The organism is Paenibacillus sp. FSL R7-0048, assembly GCF_038004505.1.
Taxonomy (GTDB): Bacteria; Bacillota; Bacilli; order Paenibacillales; family Paenibacillaceae; genus Paenibacillus_AQ; species Paenibacillus_AQ odorifer.
On sequence record NZ_JBBORF010000001.1, the window covers coordinates 3,187,546 to 3,203,018 of the forward strand.

At 37.9% G+C, this 15,473-nt stretch carries 30 protein-coding genes; 24 read left to right on the top strand and 6 right to left on the bottom strand.

Translation table 11 applies throughout. The features are described from left to right. The first annotated feature begins 4 nt into the window (after positions 1–4). From NSQ91_RS14200 to NSQ91_RS14265, 14 genes are all read left to right on the top strand, one after another. Positions 5–769, top strand: coding sequence for a phage antirepressor KilAC domain-containing protein (locus NSQ91_RS14200; protein ID WP_081387723.1), 765 nt, complete (start codon positions 5–7; stop codon positions 767–769). Between the two features lie 50 nt (positions 770–819). Then, on the top strand, positions 820–1,032 hold the full coding sequence (locus tag NSQ91_RS14205) for a hypothetical protein (protein ID WP_076190007.1): 213 nt from the start codon (positions 820–822) through the stop codon (positions 1,030–1,032). A 17-nt stretch (positions 1,033–1,049) separates the two neighbouring features. Next, positions 1,050–1,508: a phage holin family protein gene (locus NSQ91_RS14210; RefSeq protein ID WP_076190008.1), complete on the top strand. Its 459-nt coding sequence runs from the start codon at positions 1,050–1,052 to the stop codon at positions 1,506–1,508. Beyond that, positions 1,508–2,209, top strand: a complete 702-nt coding sequence (locus NSQ91_RS14215) for a M15 family metallopeptidase (RefSeq protein WP_076190009.1) — start codon at positions 1,508–1,510, stop codon at positions 2,207–2,209. The genes NSQ91_RS14210 and NSQ91_RS14215 overlap by 1 nt, the downstream gene beginning before the upstream one ends. 131 nt (positions 2,210–2,340) lie before the next feature. Continuing rightward, the gene (locus NSQ91_RS14220) at positions 2,341–2,463 is read left to right on the top strand and encodes a sporulation protein YjcZ (protein ID WP_218640949.1); all 123 of its coding nucleotides are present in this window, start codon (positions 2,341–2,343) and stop codon (positions 2,461–2,463) included. Between the two features lie 282 nt (positions 2,464–2,745). After that, positions 2,746–3,456, top strand: coding sequence for a hypothetical protein (locus tag NSQ91_RS14225; RefSeq protein WP_340918412.1), 711 nt, complete (start codon positions 2,746–2,748; stop codon positions 3,454–3,456). Between the two features lie 9 nt (positions 3,457–3,465). Further along, positions 3,466–4,125 (top strand): hypothetical protein, encoded by a 660-nt coding sequence (locus tag NSQ91_RS14230; protein ID WP_340918414.1) that lies wholly within the window; start codon positions 3,466–3,468, stop codon positions 4,123–4,125. Positions 4,126–4,398: 273 nt separating this feature from the next. Then, the gene (locus NSQ91_RS14235; protein WP_076190012.1) at positions 4,399–4,935 is read left to right on the top strand and encodes a general stress protein; all 537 of its coding nucleotides are present in this window, start codon (positions 4,399–4,401) and stop codon (positions 4,933–4,935) included. Between the two features lie 758 nt (positions 4,936–5,693). Further along, positions 5,694–6,305: a hypothetical protein gene (locus NSQ91_RS14240; RefSeq protein WP_076190015.1), complete on the top strand. Its 612-nt coding sequence runs from the start codon at positions 5,694–5,696 to the stop codon at positions 6,303–6,305. A 293-nt stretch (positions 6,306–6,598) separates the two neighbouring features. Then, the gene (locus NSQ91_RS14245; protein ID WP_340918418.1) at positions 6,599–6,796 is read left to right on the top strand and encodes a hypothetical protein; all 198 of its coding nucleotides are present in this window, start codon (positions 6,599–6,601) and stop codon (positions 6,794–6,796) included. Next, the gene (locus NSQ91_RS14250) at positions 6,793–7,038 is read left to right on the top strand and encodes a LexA family protein (protein WP_340918421.1); all 246 of its coding nucleotides are present in this window, start codon (positions 6,793–6,795) and stop codon (positions 7,036–7,038) included. The genes NSQ91_RS14245 and NSQ91_RS14250 overlap by 4 nt, the downstream gene beginning before the upstream one ends. Further along, positions 7,019–7,363: a YolD-like family protein gene (locus tag NSQ91_RS14255; protein WP_340918424.1), complete on the top strand. Its 345-nt coding sequence runs from the start codon at positions 7,019–7,021 to the stop codon at positions 7,361–7,363. Before NSQ91_RS14250 ends, NSQ91_RS14255 begins: the two co-directional genes overlap by 20 nt. 173 nt (positions 7,364–7,536) lie before the next feature. After that, a complete protein-coding gene (locus tag NSQ91_RS14260) occupies positions 7,537–8,007 on the top strand; it encodes a helix-turn-helix domain-containing protein (RefSeq protein WP_076190019.1) in 471 nt (156 codons plus the stop codon). A 208-nt stretch (positions 8,008–8,215) separates the two neighbouring features. Beyond that, entirely contained in the window at positions 8,216–8,458 is a 243-nt protein-coding gene (locus NSQ91_RS14265; protein WP_076190020.1) for a hypothetical protein, read from the top strand. 89 nt (positions 8,459–8,547) lie between these two features. On the opposite strand, the gene NSQ91_RS14270 is transcribed toward NSQ91_RS14265, so the two are convergent. The 4 genes from NSQ91_RS14270 to NSQ91_RS14285 all read right to left on the bottom strand — a co-directional run bounded on the left by NSQ91_RS14270 (position 8,548) and on the right by NSQ91_RS14285 (position 10,256). After that, entirely contained in the window at positions 8,548–9,012 is a 465-nt protein-coding gene (locus NSQ91_RS14270; protein WP_076190021.1) for a hypothetical protein, read from the bottom strand. Positions 9,013–9,209: 197 nt separating this feature from the next. Next, complete coding sequence (locus NSQ91_RS14275) at positions 9,210–9,389, bottom strand: hypothetical protein (protein WP_076190022.1); 180 nt, start codon at positions 9,387–9,389, stop codon at positions 9,210–9,212. A 259-nt stretch (positions 9,390–9,648) separates the two neighbouring features. Beyond that, complete coding sequence (locus NSQ91_RS14280; protein ID WP_179086247.1) at positions 9,649–10,038, bottom strand: TIR domain-containing protein; 390 nt, start codon at positions 10,036–10,038, stop codon at positions 9,649–9,651. Continuing rightward, the gene (locus tag NSQ91_RS14285) at positions 10,035–10,256 is read right to left on the bottom strand and encodes a hypothetical protein (RefSeq protein WP_076190024.1); all 222 of its coding nucleotides are present in this window, start codon (positions 10,254–10,256) and stop codon (positions 10,035–10,037) included. Before NSQ91_RS14285 ends, NSQ91_RS14280 begins: the two co-directional genes overlap by 4 nt. A gap of 363 nt (positions 10,257–10,619) precedes the next feature. Here NSQ91_RS14285 and NSQ91_RS14290 point away from each other — a divergent pair, with 363 nt between their 5' ends. Together NSQ91_RS14290 and NSQ91_RS14295 are read left to right on the top strand one after the other, a co-directional pair. Then, positions 10,620–10,952 (top strand): hypothetical protein, encoded by a 333-nt coding sequence (locus NSQ91_RS14290; protein WP_340918431.1) that lies wholly within the window; start codon positions 10,620–10,622, stop codon positions 10,950–10,952. A gap of 11 nt (positions 10,953–10,963) precedes the next feature. Then, positions 10,964–11,299, top strand: coding sequence for a YolD-like family protein (locus NSQ91_RS14295; RefSeq protein WP_340918434.1), 336 nt, complete (start codon positions 10,964–10,966; stop codon positions 11,297–11,299). Between the two features lie 43 nt (positions 11,300–11,342). On the opposite strand, the gene NSQ91_RS14300 is transcribed toward NSQ91_RS14295, so the two are convergent. Next, entirely contained in the window at positions 11,343–11,567 is a 225-nt protein-coding gene (locus NSQ91_RS14300; protein WP_076190027.1) for a helix-turn-helix domain-containing protein, read from the bottom strand. A gap of 153 nt (positions 11,568–11,720) precedes the next feature. On the opposite strand from NSQ91_RS14300, the gene NSQ91_RS14305 reads away from it, so the two are divergent. The 7 genes from NSQ91_RS14305 (at position 11,721) to NSQ91_RS14330 (ending at position 14,357) form a co-directional block, all read left to right on the top strand. Next, positions 11,721–11,855, top strand: coding sequence for a hypothetical protein (locus NSQ91_RS14305; protein ID WP_340918439.1), 135 nt, complete (start codon positions 11,721–11,723; stop codon positions 11,853–11,855). A gap of 128 nt (positions 11,856–11,983) precedes the next feature. Then, positions 11,984–12,151: a hypothetical protein gene (locus NSQ91_RS14310; protein WP_340918442.1), complete on the top strand. Its 168-nt coding sequence runs from the start codon at positions 11,984–11,986 to the stop codon at positions 12,149–12,151. Between the two features lie 138 nt (positions 12,152–12,289). After that, a complete protein-coding gene (locus NSQ91_RS32050; protein ID WP_445670801.1) occupies positions 12,290–12,535 on the top strand; it encodes a DUF7667 family protein in 246 nt (81 codons plus the stop codon). Positions 12,536–12,647: 112 nt separating this feature from the next. Then, positions 12,648–13,277 carry a hypothetical protein gene (locus tag NSQ91_RS14315; protein WP_340918445.1) on the top strand — a complete coding sequence of 210 codons (630 nt, stop codon included), beginning with the start codon at positions 12,648–12,650 and terminating at the stop codon, positions 13,275–13,277. Then, complete coding sequence (locus NSQ91_RS14320; protein WP_340918448.1) at positions 13,274–13,801, top strand: accessory gene regulator ArgB-like protein; 528 nt, start codon at positions 13,274–13,276, stop codon at positions 13,799–13,801. The genes NSQ91_RS14315 and NSQ91_RS14320 overlap by 4 nt, the downstream gene beginning before the upstream one ends. After that, entirely contained in the window at positions 13,798–13,941 is a 144-nt protein-coding gene (locus tag NSQ91_RS14325; RefSeq protein ID WP_340918450.1) for a cyclic lactone autoinducer peptide, read from the top strand. The genes NSQ91_RS14320 and NSQ91_RS14325 overlap by 4 nt, the downstream gene beginning before the upstream one ends. 17 nt (positions 13,942–13,958) lie before the next feature. Then, positions 13,959–14,357 carry a LytTR family transcriptional regulator DNA-binding domain-containing protein gene (locus NSQ91_RS14330; RefSeq protein WP_340918453.1) on the top strand — a complete coding sequence of 133 codons (399 nt, stop codon included), beginning with the start codon at positions 13,959–13,961 and terminating at the stop codon, positions 14,355–14,357. Between the two features lie 210 nt (positions 14,358–14,567). On the opposite strand, the gene NSQ91_RS32055 is transcribed toward NSQ91_RS14330, so the two are convergent. After that, positions 14,568–14,801, bottom strand: coding sequence for a helix-turn-helix domain-containing protein (locus NSQ91_RS32055; protein WP_445670802.1), 234 nt, complete (start codon positions 14,799–14,801; stop codon positions 14,568–14,570). A gap of 241 nt (positions 14,802–15,042) precedes the next feature. Between NSQ91_RS32055 and NSQ91_RS14335 the strand changes: the two genes are divergently transcribed. Next, entirely contained in the window at positions 15,043–15,282 is a 240-nt protein-coding gene (locus NSQ91_RS14335) for a hypothetical protein (protein ID WP_340918456.1), read from the top strand. Positions 15,283–15,473: the final 191 nt, after the last annotated feature.

Below are 15,473 nucleotides of genomic sequence, written 5' to 3' on the forward strand. Positions count from 1 at the left end.
ATTGATGAGCGAAAGTAGCATTTTTTTCTTTGAAGGGCAACACGAAGTGGCAGTTCTTACAAAAGCAGACGTTAATATTGAATTCAAGGGCGACTTCATTATTAGGGCGAAAGATGTGTCTATAGCACTTGAATACCAAGGAGAATCCGCAACAAATCATGTTCTGAAGTTTTGCAAAGAGGAACAGATTTATCACATCAAGAATTCGGACATTTTGAATCGAAATGTCCGAAAGCTCAATAATGCTGGAGAAAAGTTTATTTCCAGCCTCTCACTCAACCGCGTTCTAGGACAATCTGCTCAGCCGAAAGCTATCCCTTTTCAGGATTGGCTGTACGAAGATATGCTCCCAGCAATCCAGAAACATGGAATATACGCAACAGACAATGTAATCGACAACATATTGAACAACCCCGACTTCGGAATTGAACTGCTGACAAAGCTCAAAGAGGAACGTGCCGCGCGGGTTCAGGCCGAACGAACAAATGCCATTTTGATGCACGTTAATAAGACCTACACCGCCACAGAGATTGCAAAGGAGATCGGCTTTAAGTCTGCCAATGCACTCAATAGAGATTTGGAAGATCGGGGCATTCAATTCAAGCAGAATGAGACGTGGCTACTGTACAGCAAATACTCCGATTGTGGCTATGTCGAGATTAAACAAGAGGTTCTGGACAGCGGCAGAGTTGTGTATCATCGGCGATTCACTCAGCTGGGCAGGGAATGGCTGATTAAAATATACGAAAAGAAAAACGGCATTGCGTAACCATTCATAACTGGATGGTTATTATTTTTGCCTGAAAGGAGGCGTAACCTTTGGTGATTATAAAAAAACTTGAATTAGCACTTGATCTAACGAGACCTGCTGAAGAATTAGTTGAAGCGATTATAACAGTATTAGAATTTTACCCAGGACGACAATTTGAGATTTTGCAGCAAGTTGATCATAGAATCGGTGAAATGTTAGGTGCATTGCAACCAAAAGAAAACACAAAATTAGAACCAGCAATAAATTCGGAAAAACAATAGAAAGGGGGCGAATTGTAATGACAAAATCTCAAATTGCTGCGTCAACAGTAGGCGCAGTACTTATTCCAACATTTGATTTTTTATACGGGGAGGCGGACGCTGTCGTAACCATCATGGTCGCACTTTTATTTTTTATTATCATGGATTGGTTATCTGGTATTCGAGCCGCCAAAAAGGATAACACATATGCCAGTAAATATGGAATTGATGGAGTCTTCCGGACATTCTTCATGTTGCTACTTCCCGCGGGTGGACATCTGCTTGATATGGTGTTCGGGTTGCCTGGAGCGATATTTGGAGCATTGTCTATCGGGACCTTGTACCACGTTTTGCAGAGCATGACAGCAAACTCAATTCGAGCAGGATGGGGAGATTCACTTCCGTTGCCGATCTTGGAAGTAGTGCTCAAGTGGGTAGGGAGTGAGCTAGATAAAAAGGTCAAAAGGGCAGCGAGCAGACAAGGGGATGAAGAGTAATGACACTGACGCTAGATCAAGTAAAGGCAAAGTCCGCCGCGCGGCTCTCCGGGCTGCAGCTAGTCGTTAAGACTGCTACCGTAGCGCTGATTGAGCGCTGTTATATTCGGGGAGTAAATATAGTCATTACCCAAGGGCTTCGCACAATTGCCGAGCAGGACGCATTGTATGCTCAAGGACGTACTAAGCCAGGTAGCATAGTCACGAATGCCAAGGGAGGCACCAGTTACCATAACTATGGACTAGCTATCGATTTCGGATTGTTACTGCCAGATGGCAAACAGGTATCTTGGGATTTAAAACGTGACGGTGATGGTGACAAGGTAGCTGATTGGATGGAGGTAGTTCAGGAGGCTAAAGCTCTTGGTTTTGAATGGGGCGGTGATTTTGTTTCGATTAAGGATGCACCACATTTTCAAATAACTTTTGGGCTGACAACCTCACAATTACGTGCGGGTGCTAAGCCGTCAGAGATCGCTATGGCGAAAGCATCTGCTGTTATAGATCGATACTTGAAGGAGTGTGAAGACGTGAGAGTAGATAAGGCAAATACAGTAGTGAACGGCAGTAAGCTAGCAGACGGCAGCGTTTTGATCGAAGGGAGAGTATATGTACCTCTAGCTGCAATAGGTAAAGCGCTAGGCGCTGATGTAACGTGGGATAATGTGACCAAAACGGCTACACTGACTACTAATAAGTAATTCCCCAAGTGTTTGGGATTATGCTCACTTGTTATAGCTGGTTTTTCTTTTTAATTGGTGACACATGCCCAAGCATGAGGCGAAACAACCACATAAGTTATCTTAATTCATTTGCAAAGGAGGAAAAATAAATGGGTGGAAATGTTGGAGGAGTTGGTGGCGTTGGCCATCACCATGTTGGATTCACATCCACTGGTGCGATTCTGGTTCTTTATATCTTGCTGGTCATTATCCTTTGTTCATGCTTTATCTAAATTCTCAAACGCTTTGTATTGTGCCCATTAGATCTTGTTGGTGACTAGAACATTAAGCAAACATTTATCGTCTCTTCATACAGTCCTAAGCTAAGAAGATTATAATAATCACATAACCCCTTATAATATAGATATAGACCCTGCTGGATGTTGGTGGGGTTCTTTTTCTTTACTGGTCCAGTAGGTGAACTTTCCTTTTTGTTTTTGAACAATCCATTTTTTTATGAAATGCAGTATGCTAAAATGAGGGAAGTCTAAACAATAAATAGCAGGAGGGATAAGATGAGCACTACTGACATAATAGTGAAAGTAATTAAATACATGCTTATTCTTGGTCCCTCTATTTTTAGTACGCATACATGGTTATACATGAAAAATCCTAAATATTACTTTATGGTGATTAGACTGCTCTCCAAATGGCGAGATACAAATTGGTCCATTAACATTAAATATGAACTACCCGATCTTAACGATTCTTATCGCAAAATTGAATCTACTCTAAGAGTTCGTTTTGGTGAGCAAAAGTACAAAAGGGAAGTAAATATGGTAAATAAAAAGCTGTATAAGTGTGATGGATTCAATATGTTAATTAGAGATGATTTTAGTGACGGAGATTTTTCTACTAATTCTTTGTATATTAGTATTTCGGAATTAAACGTAACTTTAAACACAGCGGAAGAGAAGTTACGATTATTCAGGGAATTATTCAATGAAATTCAACGAGAACTCAGTCCAACGGATGCCGGATATAACTTGGACGTATATTTTAAAAACGGAAAGAATCCTTTCTATGGACTTATGGTACAGCGGCTCGGTAAAGAAAAAGTGAACTATTTTGAATGTTCTTTTCCAATTGATGCGATTGTTCCCAAAGTAGCCGATAGGGGAGACCGTTCACATCTTCTTCGTATATTTAAGGAAAAATTGACCATAAATGACAACTCGTTTGATATACTGGAGGAAACGGCCAAGAGGGCGTTACTTTTCAAATGAGGTGAAAAGATGTTTAGTGTAAGCGTGTTTGATGTCCAACCTAAGGAAGACGCTAGTCTAGACGATGCTATCAGAGAAGGACAACATTTTAACGAAACCCAAAGAGTAAATGAATTTGATGAGAATTTGGAAACATGGATCTTCGTGAATGAAACCTCCCCAGAAGGTTACCAAAATTTTCGAATTGTGACTGATGAAGTTCTGGACTTTCGTGCAAGAGTAAAAGGAGAATTAATAAGTCAAGTTGTAAAACAAGGTATCTACCAAATCTATTATCACCCTCAACGCCGCCGACTAGTTGCAATATGTAGAAAAGAGGATGCATTTAAGGCAGCTGGAATCTTTGAAAATAGATTTCCTATGTTATTAGCAAAACATAAGTTTAATATACTTGGAATAATTGGAGAATCAAGTGATGTTCGAGGAGCGCGGTTCAACGTGCAAATTGAGACTGTAACGGGTGTTTCTCTTAAGGGATCGAATATTGATGGAACTCAATACTATGCTAATATGATTGAAACAGGAAAACTAGCGGGTGTTGTTGTAACATTTGATCATGGAGATAGAACCGTAACCTTTAGAGTATCTGTTGATGGAACTTTGCTTTTTTACTCGGCACTTGATGAGTATGAAGCATTAGACTTTATCGACATATTATATGCAATTTAATACATTAAGATTGATAATTACATAGTAGTAAATTTGCCGAGATCCCTGCCAGTATTGGCAGGGTATTTCTTTGTGTTCAGGAAAACTTTCCTTACCAGTGATATAGAGTGCATATACATAATGTTCCAGATAAAAATATATAATTTCATTATGTTCTGACACTCCGTTACCCTACCGTAGGTAGGGTAGGTTATTTTTAAGAGTGTAATGATAGAGTGTTTGATGTTATTTTTATGGGCCTCTAAATCTTGAAAGCGTGGTGAGAAATTAGTTTTGAAGAAACGGTTAGAAAAAAGGTTGGCTTATTTATATTCTGGCGAATTATTTTCTTTAATTGGTTTTGTCCCGATTAGTTTTCTACTAAATTACGAATTCCCCAATCTACAATTATATTCACTATATTCATTTTGGATATCTTTTATCATTCTTGAGTTTCTTTTATTGCAAGGGACGATTTATTGGTATGTAAAGCTTAAGAGACTACGAAATGAGAATAACTCTATAACTCCAATTAATGTCGTTCGTCAATTACGTTATTCAAAAACGTTGGACATAGTTATGATTATGACTACAATAGTTGTATTTGGTTTTGATTTAATTAAATGGTATCCGTCTTTGCCAATAGGTGGGTTATTAATTTCTTTATTCATTTATTTCTTTGCTATCTTAGAGTTTATTAACTATTTTTACATCCAACTTTCATACGATAATGTCTCTGATATAAAAAAATTAAGTAAAAGAAGAAAATTGAAGAAATCATGCATAAATAAAGACCTTAAACGATTAAGAAATTGGAATTCTGAAAACTGAGGTCTAATATTTTACCTTTTAGGGATGAGTGTATAAGCAATACATATAAAGTTCTAAAGACAGACTCTGAATTTCTAACAGTTGCCTTAAAACAGTCTCAAGTGGATATAATTGAACGCCGTGGTAAACTGGCCGGCTGTATAATTGATTGTGAGGGTCCAATCCAGAAATGGAGTCCTGTTAGTGTCAAAGTTGCTGATGCTTATTACATGAGAAATGAATTTGAGTTTAGGATGGTTTTGGCATAAGCAATATAACAAATAACCAATCAGCTTTAACTGTTTGTTTTTTTGTGTTTCGAAATCAGGTTTTCGGTTTCTTATTTTTTGGGAGCAATTAAATTAATAAACTATTTATAAAATTGTTCGTCAAAAAAAATCCTGTCCATTGTAAAGGTTAAAAATAGTGGAAATTTAAGTCTATCACACTCTTATAGGCATTAATGATTTATTGGATATTGTGTCATACAATTGTTTGAATTTGGATATTTTTTCACTGGATTTATTGACAAAATATAGTATATATTATATAACGATTACAACGGAGGAGAAAATATGAAAAAAATAATGCCGAGTATAATTTTATCATTACTATCATTTCCGCTAGCAAATTTAATGCTATTCATTTATTTCAAAATTCTACCTCCATATGGTAGCAGTGAAATTGCATTATTGTCATGTGTTATTTCGATTAATTTTATTTCTTTTATTATTGCATTTTATGCAGTGATAGATAATAAAAATGGGAGGTAACATTTTATGAACAAAGGGCTAAAAAAAATTATCGTGAGTACAATGGCTATTAGTCTCAGCTTGTCAATTCCTATTGCAGCAAATGCTGCTACTGAACCTGTCGAGAGTGAAGCTCAAGCAGTAAACGAAAATGTTATTTTTACAGTAGATGTTAATTCTGAAACAGAGTTAAACCAATTTTTGACCGAACTTGATGCTCACAACAAAAAATCACAAGCACTGTGGGAAAACGCTTTGGTAAGATCTCAAAATCCATCGGTTGAAAGAGAAGAAGTAGCTAACATATCTCCTAGATCTGTAGAGATAAGCTCAGTATCAAAGTATGTCAAATTCTCTGGACATTCAGGAAATTTAGGAGCTTATGTTTCTTATAATAGGGAGACTAGAGGGTCTTCTTACATATTTGGAGATATCAATGGATTTTATATGTACGGTTCCAGCTCTACTACTACGGTTTCAAATCTAAACTATGATGGCGTAAAAATCGATGCTAGCAGAACATATGCTGTTACTTCTACTCTTTTGGTAGGTGTGAAAGATTATCATGACAATTTTAGTTATTATCCTTACCAAGCTTATATAGAGTTTAATACTTCCGGTTCAGGTACTTGGTACTAATATTTATATAATACACATTTTAATTTAAAATTGTTTGAAGAAGTCTAGTTAACACTGGACTTCTTCTTTTTTAGTTGTTTTAAATGGTTTGAGTTAGCTGCATGGTATACGCAAGTTGGTGGATTTTTATTAAAAGCAAGCGTAGGCTTTGTTGGAGTAGATTTGAATTTTGAACTTACACATAAACCCCCCATTAATCATAATGTTCGATGGGGTATTTTTTTTACATTGATTTACGAACACATGTTTGGTTATAATACAAACAAACGTTCTTGTTTTGGGAGGCTATCAACATGCAAATGCAGATTGGTCAAACCGTTGAAATTGTTTACTTAGATAAAGTCGGCAAGATTACTCAGCGTAAAATTGATATTAAAGGCATAAAGGACGGGAAGATTCGCGCAACATGCTTAAATACAGGAGCGCCAAGAGTATTTCTAGCGGAAAGTATATTAGCTTGGCAGGCAAGTGATAAAGGAGCAATTGCATGAAGCCATTAACGGATAAAGAAAAAGAAATACTCAAATCATTAATTAAGATGATCGAAATCAATCACTATCCACCAACGTTACGTGAACTCGCTAAGGAGGTAGGGTTGTCATCTACAGCGGTAATTCACAGGCACCTGGAGCGACTAGAGAGCAAGGGGTACATACAGAGAGGTAAGAACTTACCACGAGCGTTAAGAGTTATTAAGGGAGTCGACGAAGACAATGAAACCACAACAGCGTAAGAAACTTGAAGGTAATGGTCTTTGGGAGGGAAGTCGGATGATAATGCCTGAGCATAAAAATAGGATTCTGGACGATTCGCTGAAAGAAAAGGTGCGATCAAAGCCTGATTTAGATCCCCAAGCATTAGCTGAAATCTCACAGGTATTAGCTCAATCTTTAGAGGATTGCAGTTCGATCACGATTACATTGTTTGGGGAACATGAGGACAGATCCATCTATGGAATAGTTATGAGAGTAGATCAGTATCTTAGACAGATTAAATTCCGTCAAGATGATGATTGGGAGTGGATTAAAATAGAAAAGATTGTAGATGTGATTACATAAAAACACTGTTCGTCTTCAGAAGTGATGGCGAACAGTGTTTTTTACTATATATAGTGTTTTTTTTGTGATTTGAACCTTTTATTACAAGGTATGTTGACATCAGCATATCGTTCTGTTTATAATTTATACATCAGATTATATTAATCTGAAATTCTTGCAGAGGAGGGATGGAAATGGCTGTACATGGATATGCTGCGCCTATTGTATCGGAACTGGTGGGCATACCATATGCCACCTTGGATTCCTGGGTAAGAACAGGGTTCTTCATTCCTGAAATTGCCCAAGCTTCTGGAAAAGGGAGTCGTAGATTATATTCTTTTTCCGATGTATGCATCCTGAAGATACTTCAATTACTCAGAGTCAGAGGACTGAACTCGGAAACACAAAGCCAATTAATTAATCTATTAAGAACTGGTGAGAAGGAGGTAGAGGCATATGGCAAGGACGACATTGCATTATTTAAAAACGGAGAATTTATTATTGAAAAAAAAGAAAGAGTCAAGAGTATAAGTTATGAAGAATTAGAAGATATATATTTTATAATACCGATCGGAAGATTTATTAAAGAACTTAAGAGAGATATCACTGCACGTGACATTCATAGTGTAATTGCAAATGAAGACAGAAAAGTAAAGGTGGGATAAAACGTGGCAGAAGAAAAAAGTAGCCGTCGCTCTTGTAGGGAGCCAACGGCTGTGTAGAGGTTCATAACTGACACAATCGGCGTCCATGTGTGTAGTGAACCGGCTACAAAAATAATATTAATAAAAACATCGTACAATAATATTATCACATGGATCAAGCTCCCGGCAAGATACAATTTATTGGCAATTGCCAGGGAGGTCATCAAAAATGACTAATATTATACCATTTGACAACAGTTCCGAGAAACCCAAGAAAAAGCAGAGCAAGTACATCAAGAAGGTTATTAACGGACAAGAACTTACTTGGAGCATCGAGTTTCAGGCTTGGGGTGTTTTCCGCCCTTACCGAAAGAATCAAAAGACTGGCGAACTTGAATGGGCGAAGATGTACGGGAAAAGAGCTTTTTTCATTCCTGTCTATTATGGTCCATTGATGGACGATGTTGACTAATTAAATAAATAACTCCCGTTTTATACTCCGGTTCGTATTTATCGGGAAAAGGACAAGCCCCGTCAGTGAATTACTCTGGCGGGGCTTGTTTAATGTATCATCCCCATTTCACGGAGCCTATCCTTAATCTTCTTTATACGGGCTTCTTTTTCAGTTGCTTCTTGTAACCTCGTATCTTTATACTTCTTAATAATCTTCTCCGATTTTATTTCGCCGATGTTCGTTTTGTTGTCAATGGTAGCCGTTGGGGCGATCTTGTGATTTTCTATTGTCTTGGGATCTGCAGAAATTCGTTCTAGTAAACTGAGTAGAAGCCTTTGCTTTTTAATACCAATCCTCGGCACCTGACATATTTCTTTCCATGTGCAGTTTAATAAACGTTCAAGATCTAAATAACCTTGGATGTATAGAGCATTAATAAGCCCCATTAAATCGGGTTCCTGTTCTTCTTCTTGAGCCACGGCTTTTATACAAGCGATATCCATACAATAAAGATGTTGAGGTATAGAAAAATACGACTTTAACGGTTTATTTATCTCTAAAGAATTTATCATTACCATCACTCCAAGATGAAAATTAAGCAGGTCGATTTTATCATATCAATTTTTCAAAGAGTAATCTATGTAAAGGTCATCCATGCACGGTCAACTCGTAGCGGAATTCTGCGACCATACCAGATTATACATCCGGTAGGTTTCGACCTACTCCGTAGCAGGTCCAAAGCGCTTGGTATGCTCATCAGGCGTTTGATTTATTTAATTTCATCGTTAAGTGAGTCGAGTGCATTCAAGACGATCTTGACGCTTCTTACCTTCGCAAATGGTGATGTATTTCCGCGAATTTCACTTTTAATGATCCTGATTGCTGTCTCGTAAGGAGAATCGCCAGAATCGCGGAGTGATCTGAGGACGAAGTCTAATTTGAGTGTCATGTTATTCCTCCTTTAGTGGGTTGAAGCCCCTGGATATTAATATACTATTCTTATCAAACCCCAAACTACTGATCATTTTCTGAACATCAAAAGAGCCGCCACAGGAGTAATTCTGCTCAGCTCTTTTTAACTCAAACCTCAAACTCTGCCCGCCCAGGTATAAGTGTATCTTCAGGTGCGGGTTCTAGATATTCCGGTAGTTCAATGATAAGTAAGTACCTAACGGGAGTAATGGAACTCTATCTTGCTTTGACAGCATTCACAACAGAGCTTTTATTCCAATTATAATGTCAGCATTATTTTGAATTTTGGTTGGCACTTGTTCTTGCCCCCATGGTTTAATGCCAATAATATATTTATTGTATGAGATTGCGGTATCTATTTCGTAATCAATCCATTCGCTGTGAGTTTCATACATCTCTGATAGAATGATGACGATTGAGGCTGGCTTGATTTGTTCATCAATCATTTCCTTCAACTTCTTTTTGCTAATCAGGGCATTCTGATCAATCAGTCCGTCGTGTTCTAGTACTGAGTAATTTTTCCAGTTAAATTCACACTTTGATTGAGCTTCATTAAGCAATTGAACGATTATATTGTAATGCTCAGTGTATTCCCAAGCATGGCTAATGAAAATATTATAATTCACTTTACACTCCCTTTCTGGTTTTCGACTTCTTGACTGAGAGGAAGTGGATCTTCTGAAGCAGATTCTAAGTGTTCAGGTAACTCATCGATGAGAGAAGACTCACCAATGTCAAGAAGAATAGTTTGTGTTCCTTTCGCTACTACAATGCCAATCTTTCCAGCATTCGGACCGGCAGTTATAAGGATACGAATGCCTAGTGTTAAATCTTCAATTTCCAAATTATTACCTCCAGATATTAATTTTCCCTTATGCATAATTTTCTCTTATTTAACTCCAAACAACTGATCATTTTCTGAACATCAGTAAATCCTAAGACTAAAGTATAAAAAAGACACTGCCAGTAGTAGTAATACTTGCGATCATTTTAGTGAAATCGTGTTATCATATGACCGTTGTGGGAGCACTTCACGATAAAAGTTAAATGCGAGGGTGACAACTATGCATCTCGACCAATTCCCAAGCAAAGCACAAAATTTCATTTAGAACTCTGTTATGTAGCGATAGAGAGTTAAGGAAAATCCCCAGTCAAAAGAAATATATATACGAGAGTCTGAGGATTGGATCTATGAAAGAAAAGAGCCGTGAATATACACACGGCTCTTTTTGTAACTCAAAACTCGACTTCTTCCCATCCTGTTGGTGGTGGGTCCTCAGGTACTGGTTCTAGATTTACTCCAAGTCTCCCTGAGCTGGAATGTTTAAGCGGACGTATGCCAGTACCAATAAAGGCAGCTCTGAAAGAACTGGTTGAGGAAAATTATATTGAGTGGAATCCAAACACGCCGCCTGAGACGGCGGTTATAATTGAAGGATGGGAACGTCCTGACTCACGTTTTAAAAAGCGTCAGATAGCATCACAGGAGATACAATGGGGTATGGATGGCGGTAATATTGATTACTGGACGATGCACTAGGAGGGTTTTACATGGCTAGAAAAAAACTAGAAGGAAATGGACTATGGGAAGGCAGTCGTATGATTATGCCAGAACATAAGGCAAGGATACTAGACGATGCGTTGAATGAAGAGACACGTGAAAAACCTGATTTAGATCCCCAAGCATTAGTGGAGATCTCACAGGTATTAGCTCAATCTTTAGAGGATTGTAGTCCGATTACAATTACATTGTTTGGTGAATATAAAGACAGATCCATCCATGGAATAGTCATGAGAGTCGATTGGCAGTTGAAACAGATTAAGTTCCATCATGATGACGATTGGGAATGGATTAAATTAGATAATGTTGTCGGCGTAAGCACGTAAGGAAATGTTTCCTGCACATAAATTAATTAAACCCCAACAGTGATTATACTGGTGGGGTTTCTTCGTCTTCAGGAGTAAATTCAAGGATATCTTGTACAGTTACATTCAAGTATTTGCAAAGCTTGTCCAGTACATCCCGGGGATAACGTTCCATTGTGTCATTGTAGACCCGTCTTACAACCTCAAAGTTTATCCCCGTTCCGCGCGCAACTTCTCTAATAGATAAACCGCGTTCGTCCACAATAACCTTTAGCTTAGATTTCAACATCGGACAACCCTCCTGCATTAAAAATAACACGACTTATAAAACAAGTCAATTTGATGTTGACTTACTAAATAGGTCGTGGTATTCTTGATTCATCGACTTACTAAATAAGTCAAATGAACTTAGCTGGCGGGCATACACAGGAGGGATGAGGGAATGGAAAAAGAGGAAGCATTGAAAATGGTTATGCTGCTACACGTTGAGTATCTAAGACTGAAAGGAATTCGGGAGTCGCCCTTCTTCGAAGAAAGTGCAGACAATATATGGACGGTTAGGTTTCCGGGGAAATGAGTGGCATTGACAGATCAATGAGGATCATACGTCAATTTGCTGGGATTTCACATGCTGAGTACATGGTAGGCGCAACGAATATCGAATAACACAGGGATACAGCCCCTCTAAAGGAGGAAATGAAGGTTATGGAACAATGGAGTAATAACGCCTGCTTGGGGTACATCCGGGCGGCATTGGAGCGCAAGGGTTGGAGTAATGAGCGGATCAGAGAAGTAGTTGGGGGAGTGTATTACGAATTTGATTTTAAGACAATAGAAGAGGCAAAGCGCATTTACGAAAATTCGTTTGATTAATCCGCCTGATGAGCGCTGAGAGCGCCTTGGACCAGCTGCGGGACTGGTCGAAACCTACCGGATCAATTATGCCGGGATGGCCGCGGTATCCGTCATAAGAGGGCAGCGCACGTCCTCACATGTATAGGAGTGATAGATATGTTGGCAGCTCACCAAAGATTAGCTGAAATTTTTCATGAGAACTTGAAAGGACCATTAAGTGATGAACTAGCTATAGAGTTGCAGCATTGTCTCCATGAGAATGCAAAGTATTGTTGGGACTACAATACTCTTAATAATCAACTTATCCAGGCTAGATCCACACATGATACTATTTGGGAATTGGATCTTCTGGTTAAGATGGATTGGCTTAGACGCTCAGGAAGGTTGGTGAAAGGGTATTAAGGTAATACCGCCTGATAGACCTAATACGTAGTAAATAAGTAGTATACTCAATACCTGGTAGGGTTATATAATTAACCTAATGAATGAAAATTATGACAGGCGGTGTTGTGTTTTGTCGTGGGAGCCAGTGGGGTTTGTATTTTTCTCAACATTAGAGTTTATAGCTATCTACTTTATCATTTGTGCTTTATTTAGATTGAAACCTTCGGAAATCATATTCCCAGCTTTATTTATAATCTTGTTAATGGATTTACAGAGTTTCTTTTTTAGAGAAGACCTACAGTTAACCGAAATTGTACCCTTTATCAATATTCTTCTGTTTGTCTTACTATTTACAGTTGTGATGCGAATCCCACTGGTCTGGTCTGCTATTATATCTGTAATGGGTTATTTTGCTTACGTACTACTGCAAGCTGCTTTAGTCCAATTGTCATTTGGATATTTATCCGTAAATGAATTGACATTACATCATGAAAAAGGGTATTTGTTGCAAACAATCAGCTGTGTATTAGGCATTGGTGGAGCTCGTGTTTTTTATATGCTAGGAGGAGGGTTCACGTTTGACTTTGAAAAGTTAAGACTAAAACGTGAGGCGATCTATGTATACACGCTTATCGGCTGTGCACTATTACTAACAATCTGGCTTCTATACAGCGGCAACACATTAATTGATGTTATCTCTGTATCCATCGCATTTATCTTCTTCGCTTATTACGCAGTTAAAAAGGAGAAGGATAGATGATTGATTTTCTCTCCTTGAGAATCGCTCAAGGAATAAAGAAGGGTGTCCCTGATAGCCCTATTACAATTACTGTCATGAAATATGCACTCTCAATCATTATAAATGCGTTAATGATAATCGTCCTATCGTTACTAATTTCAAGATTAACGGGAAAAACACCAGAGGTAACGATAGCACTTGCTGTTTTCCCTTTGTTACGACAGGCGTCTGGTGGGTATCATATGCGGTCCGGAATGAAATGTGTTTTGTTTTCTACTGTATTGATTACTTCAATTTCCCTTGCTAACTTTGATTATTGGACGATCATAACATTGGGTATTGTAAGCTTTATTCTTGTGGGGTTGTTTGCGCCGTCGAATATAGAGAAACAATCCCGAATCCCTAAAAATTACTATTCTGTCTTAAAGATTGTATCATTGGTGATCGTATCATCTAATTTTTTAATAGTTTCTCCAGTAATCGGCGCTGCATTCCTCGCGCAAAGTATCTCATTAATTCGCATGAAAGGGGGTGATACCAAATGAAAAAAATGATGGCAAGTGTTAAGCGCATGGCTCTGATGAACGTGGCTTCTCTACTTGGAATAGTAGCTTTATCTTCAGTGAGCACAGCGAGTGCTTGGTATGTATATAATGGGGAAGTTCCGGAGGAGTTGCTAAAATAAAGAAGTAGGTGGTAGGTATGCTGAAACTATCCGTAACTCGTGACCCAGAGGGAGAATCTGGCCTAATCAACATAGATGCTGATAGTATACTAATGTTGAATTTTGCTATGAGTTCAGATAAAGTCGCAGTCCATACTGATGAGGACATTTTTTTTACCGTAGGAACTCTAAAGTATTGGAATAAAACTTTAAATAACAGTGGGTATAGATTTGGAATTGCTGACAGAAGCAATTGTGTGAACTTGGAAAAAATATTAGTGCTAGATAAAACTCTAAAAATAGCATATTTTGAAAAAGAGTTCACGAGCAAATCCAAACGCTGTATGATTGCAAGATACCGTTTTAAAGAGGTTGCAGAAAGTTTGATGTTGGTCAATCCTAATATAATTATTACGGCAAGTGAGAGTCTTTATTAAAGGCTCTTTTTTATTACCACAATATTCATAAAATGTAAAGCGAAAAACTCATGTTCGTATAAGCAATCTGTCCAGCCATTTGCAATATACAAAATACACAATTTGGTTTTTAATATAAGTATATTCGCGCTATGAAACAGTCTTGACCTTTTATCTGGTTGCGTGCTATGGGCTATTTCTTCGTTCGGGAGGAGTGTGAATCACTCCAACCTACTGCAATATCCATTCATAGAGTTCAGATTCTTCACATTCAAGAACTAAACAAACGGCACGCATTTGTATTGTGTTCATTGGCCGTTCGTTTCGTTCGATACGTGATAAGTGACTTGCTGAAATGGATACTCCGTAAAACGTTCTGAGATTTTTAGATAAATCAGCTTGTGTTAGTCGAGCAGATTCTCGGAGCGTACGCAGTAGGCACTTCCCTTGAATCAGAAGCGCCATAACAACCTCCTATTTTATTATCAAAGAGAGGTGATGAATATCGATGGAATTATATCACAGTTACATAAAAAAGATAAAGGGCGCGTCCTGGCAGACACCCCCTACTTTTAAAAAAATCAATTTTCACTAATAGCATAGCACAATTAAATAACAATTATTATACTTGATTCTCTTTTCGAAAAGTTATTGACAAAGAAAAAACACCAGAAATGCAGCATGTAAATCTGAGAGGATGAACTTAATGGATATCATAGAATTTTTAAAGCCAGTTATTGAAAAGAGAACCGAAGAGATCGCGGAGGTAGTTTTAAAAGGTGAAACGAATGATGACTATCAACAGTTTGTTATGCTTCTTCAATCAGTAGAACCAGTCCTACGTAATGACTTGGAAAACTACTTTTTAAATAGTGTACTGGAAGCAGTAAAAACTTCTTATAGAAGTGGAGTAACTGAAGCATCGACTTTAAGAGAGTTATTATGAAGTAGAAATAAAAAACGTCAACAATTCGTCAACAGTCGATCTTTTTAATTAGTTAATAAGAATGATATCAATCAGGAAATCCTTTATTTATAAGGATTCATAAACATAAATTCGGGGCCCTCTTTCGAGGGCCCCTTTCATGGGAGAGGAGAAACCGGACGAAGAGCTTATGGGGAAACGTAAGCCTGCTC

Excerpts from the sequence above, each read along its gene's own strand:
- NSQ91_RS14200 (WP_081387723.1), top strand. The coding sequence starts at position 5 with ATGAGCGAAAGTAGCATTTTTTTCTTTGAAGGGCAACACGAAGTGGCA.
- NSQ91_RS14210 (WP_076190008.1), top strand. The coding sequence starts at position 1,050 with ATGACAAAATCTCAAATTGCTGCGTCAACAGTAGGCGCAGTACTTATT.
- NSQ91_RS14215 (WP_076190009.1), top strand. The coding sequence starts at position 1,508 with ATGACACTGACGCTAGATCAAGTAAAGGCAAAGTCCGCCGCGCGGCTC.
- NSQ91_RS14220 (WP_218640949.1), top strand. The coding sequence starts at position 2,341 with ATGGGTGGAAATGTTGGAGGAGTTGGTGGCGTTGGCCATCACCATGTT.
- NSQ91_RS14225 (WP_340918412.1), top strand. The coding sequence starts at position 2,746 with ATGAGCACTACTGACATAATAGTGAAAGTAATTAAATACATGCTTATT.
- NSQ91_RS14230 (WP_340918414.1), top strand. The coding sequence starts at position 3,466 with ATGTTTAGTGTAAGCGTGTTTGATGTCCAACCTAAGGAAGACGCTAGT.
- NSQ91_RS14240 (WP_076190015.1), top strand. The coding sequence starts at position 5,694 with ATGAACAAAGGGCTAAAAAAAATTATCGTGAGTACAATGGCTATTAGT.
- NSQ91_RS14245 (WP_340918418.1), top strand. The coding sequence starts at position 6,599 with ATGCAAATGCAGATTGGTCAAACCGTTGAAATTGTTTACTTAGATAAA.
- NSQ91_RS14250 (WP_340918421.1), top strand. The coding sequence starts at position 6,793 with ATGAAGCCATTAACGGATAAAGAAAAAGAAATACTCAAATCATTAATT.
- NSQ91_RS14255 (WP_340918424.1), top strand. The coding sequence starts at position 7,019 with ATGAAACCACAACAGCGTAAGAAACTTGAAGGTAATGGTCTTTGGGAG.
- NSQ91_RS14260 (WP_076190019.1), top strand. The coding sequence starts at position 7,537 with ATGGCTGTACATGGATATGCTGCGCCTATTGTATCGGAACTGGTGGGC.
- NSQ91_RS14265 (WP_076190020.1), top strand. The coding sequence starts at position 8,216 with ATGACTAATATTATACCATTTGACAACAGTTCCGAGAAACCCAAGAAA.
- NSQ91_RS14270 (WP_076190021.1), bottom strand. The coding sequence starts at position 9,012 with ATGATAAATTCTTTAGAGATAAATAAACCGTTAAAGTCGTATTTTTCT.
- NSQ91_RS14275 (WP_076190022.1), bottom strand. The coding sequence starts at position 9,389 with ATGACACTCAAATTAGACTTCGTCCTCAGATCACTCCGCGATTCTGGC.
- NSQ91_RS14295 (WP_340918434.1), top strand. The coding sequence starts at position 10,964 with ATGGCTAGAAAAAAACTAGAAGGAAATGGACTATGGGAAGGCAGTCGT.
- NSQ91_RS14300 (WP_076190027.1), bottom strand. The coding sequence starts at position 11,567 with ATGTTGAAATCTAAGCTAAAGGTTATTGTGGACGAACGCGGTTTATCT.
- NSQ91_RS14305 (WP_340918439.1), top strand. The coding sequence starts at position 11,721 with ATGGAAAAAGAGGAAGCATTGAAAATGGTTATGCTGCTACACGTTGAG.
- NSQ91_RS14310 (WP_340918442.1), top strand. The coding sequence starts at position 11,984 with ATGGAACAATGGAGTAATAACGCCTGCTTGGGGTACATCCGGGCGGCA.
- NSQ91_RS32050 (WP_445670801.1), top strand. The coding sequence starts at position 12,290 with ATGTTGGCAGCTCACCAAAGATTAGCTGAAATTTTTCATGAGAACTTG.
- NSQ91_RS14320 (WP_340918448.1), top strand. The coding sequence starts at position 13,274 with ATGATTGATTTTCTCTCCTTGAGAATCGCTCAAGGAATAAAGAAGGGT.
- NSQ91_RS14325 (WP_340918450.1), top strand. The coding sequence starts at position 13,798 with ATGAAAAAAATGATGGCAAGTGTTAAGCGCATGGCTCTGATGAACGTG.
- NSQ91_RS14330 (WP_340918453.1), top strand. The coding sequence starts at position 13,959 with ATGCTGAAACTATCCGTAACTCGTGACCCAGAGGGAGAATCTGGCCTA.
- NSQ91_RS32055 (WP_445670802.1), bottom strand. The coding sequence starts at position 14,801 with ATGGCGCTTCTGATTCAAGGGAAGTGCCTACTGCGTACGCTCCGAGAA.
- NSQ91_RS14335 (WP_340918456.1), top strand. The coding sequence starts at position 15,043 with ATGGATATCATAGAATTTTTAAAGCCAGTTATTGAAAAGAGAACCGAA.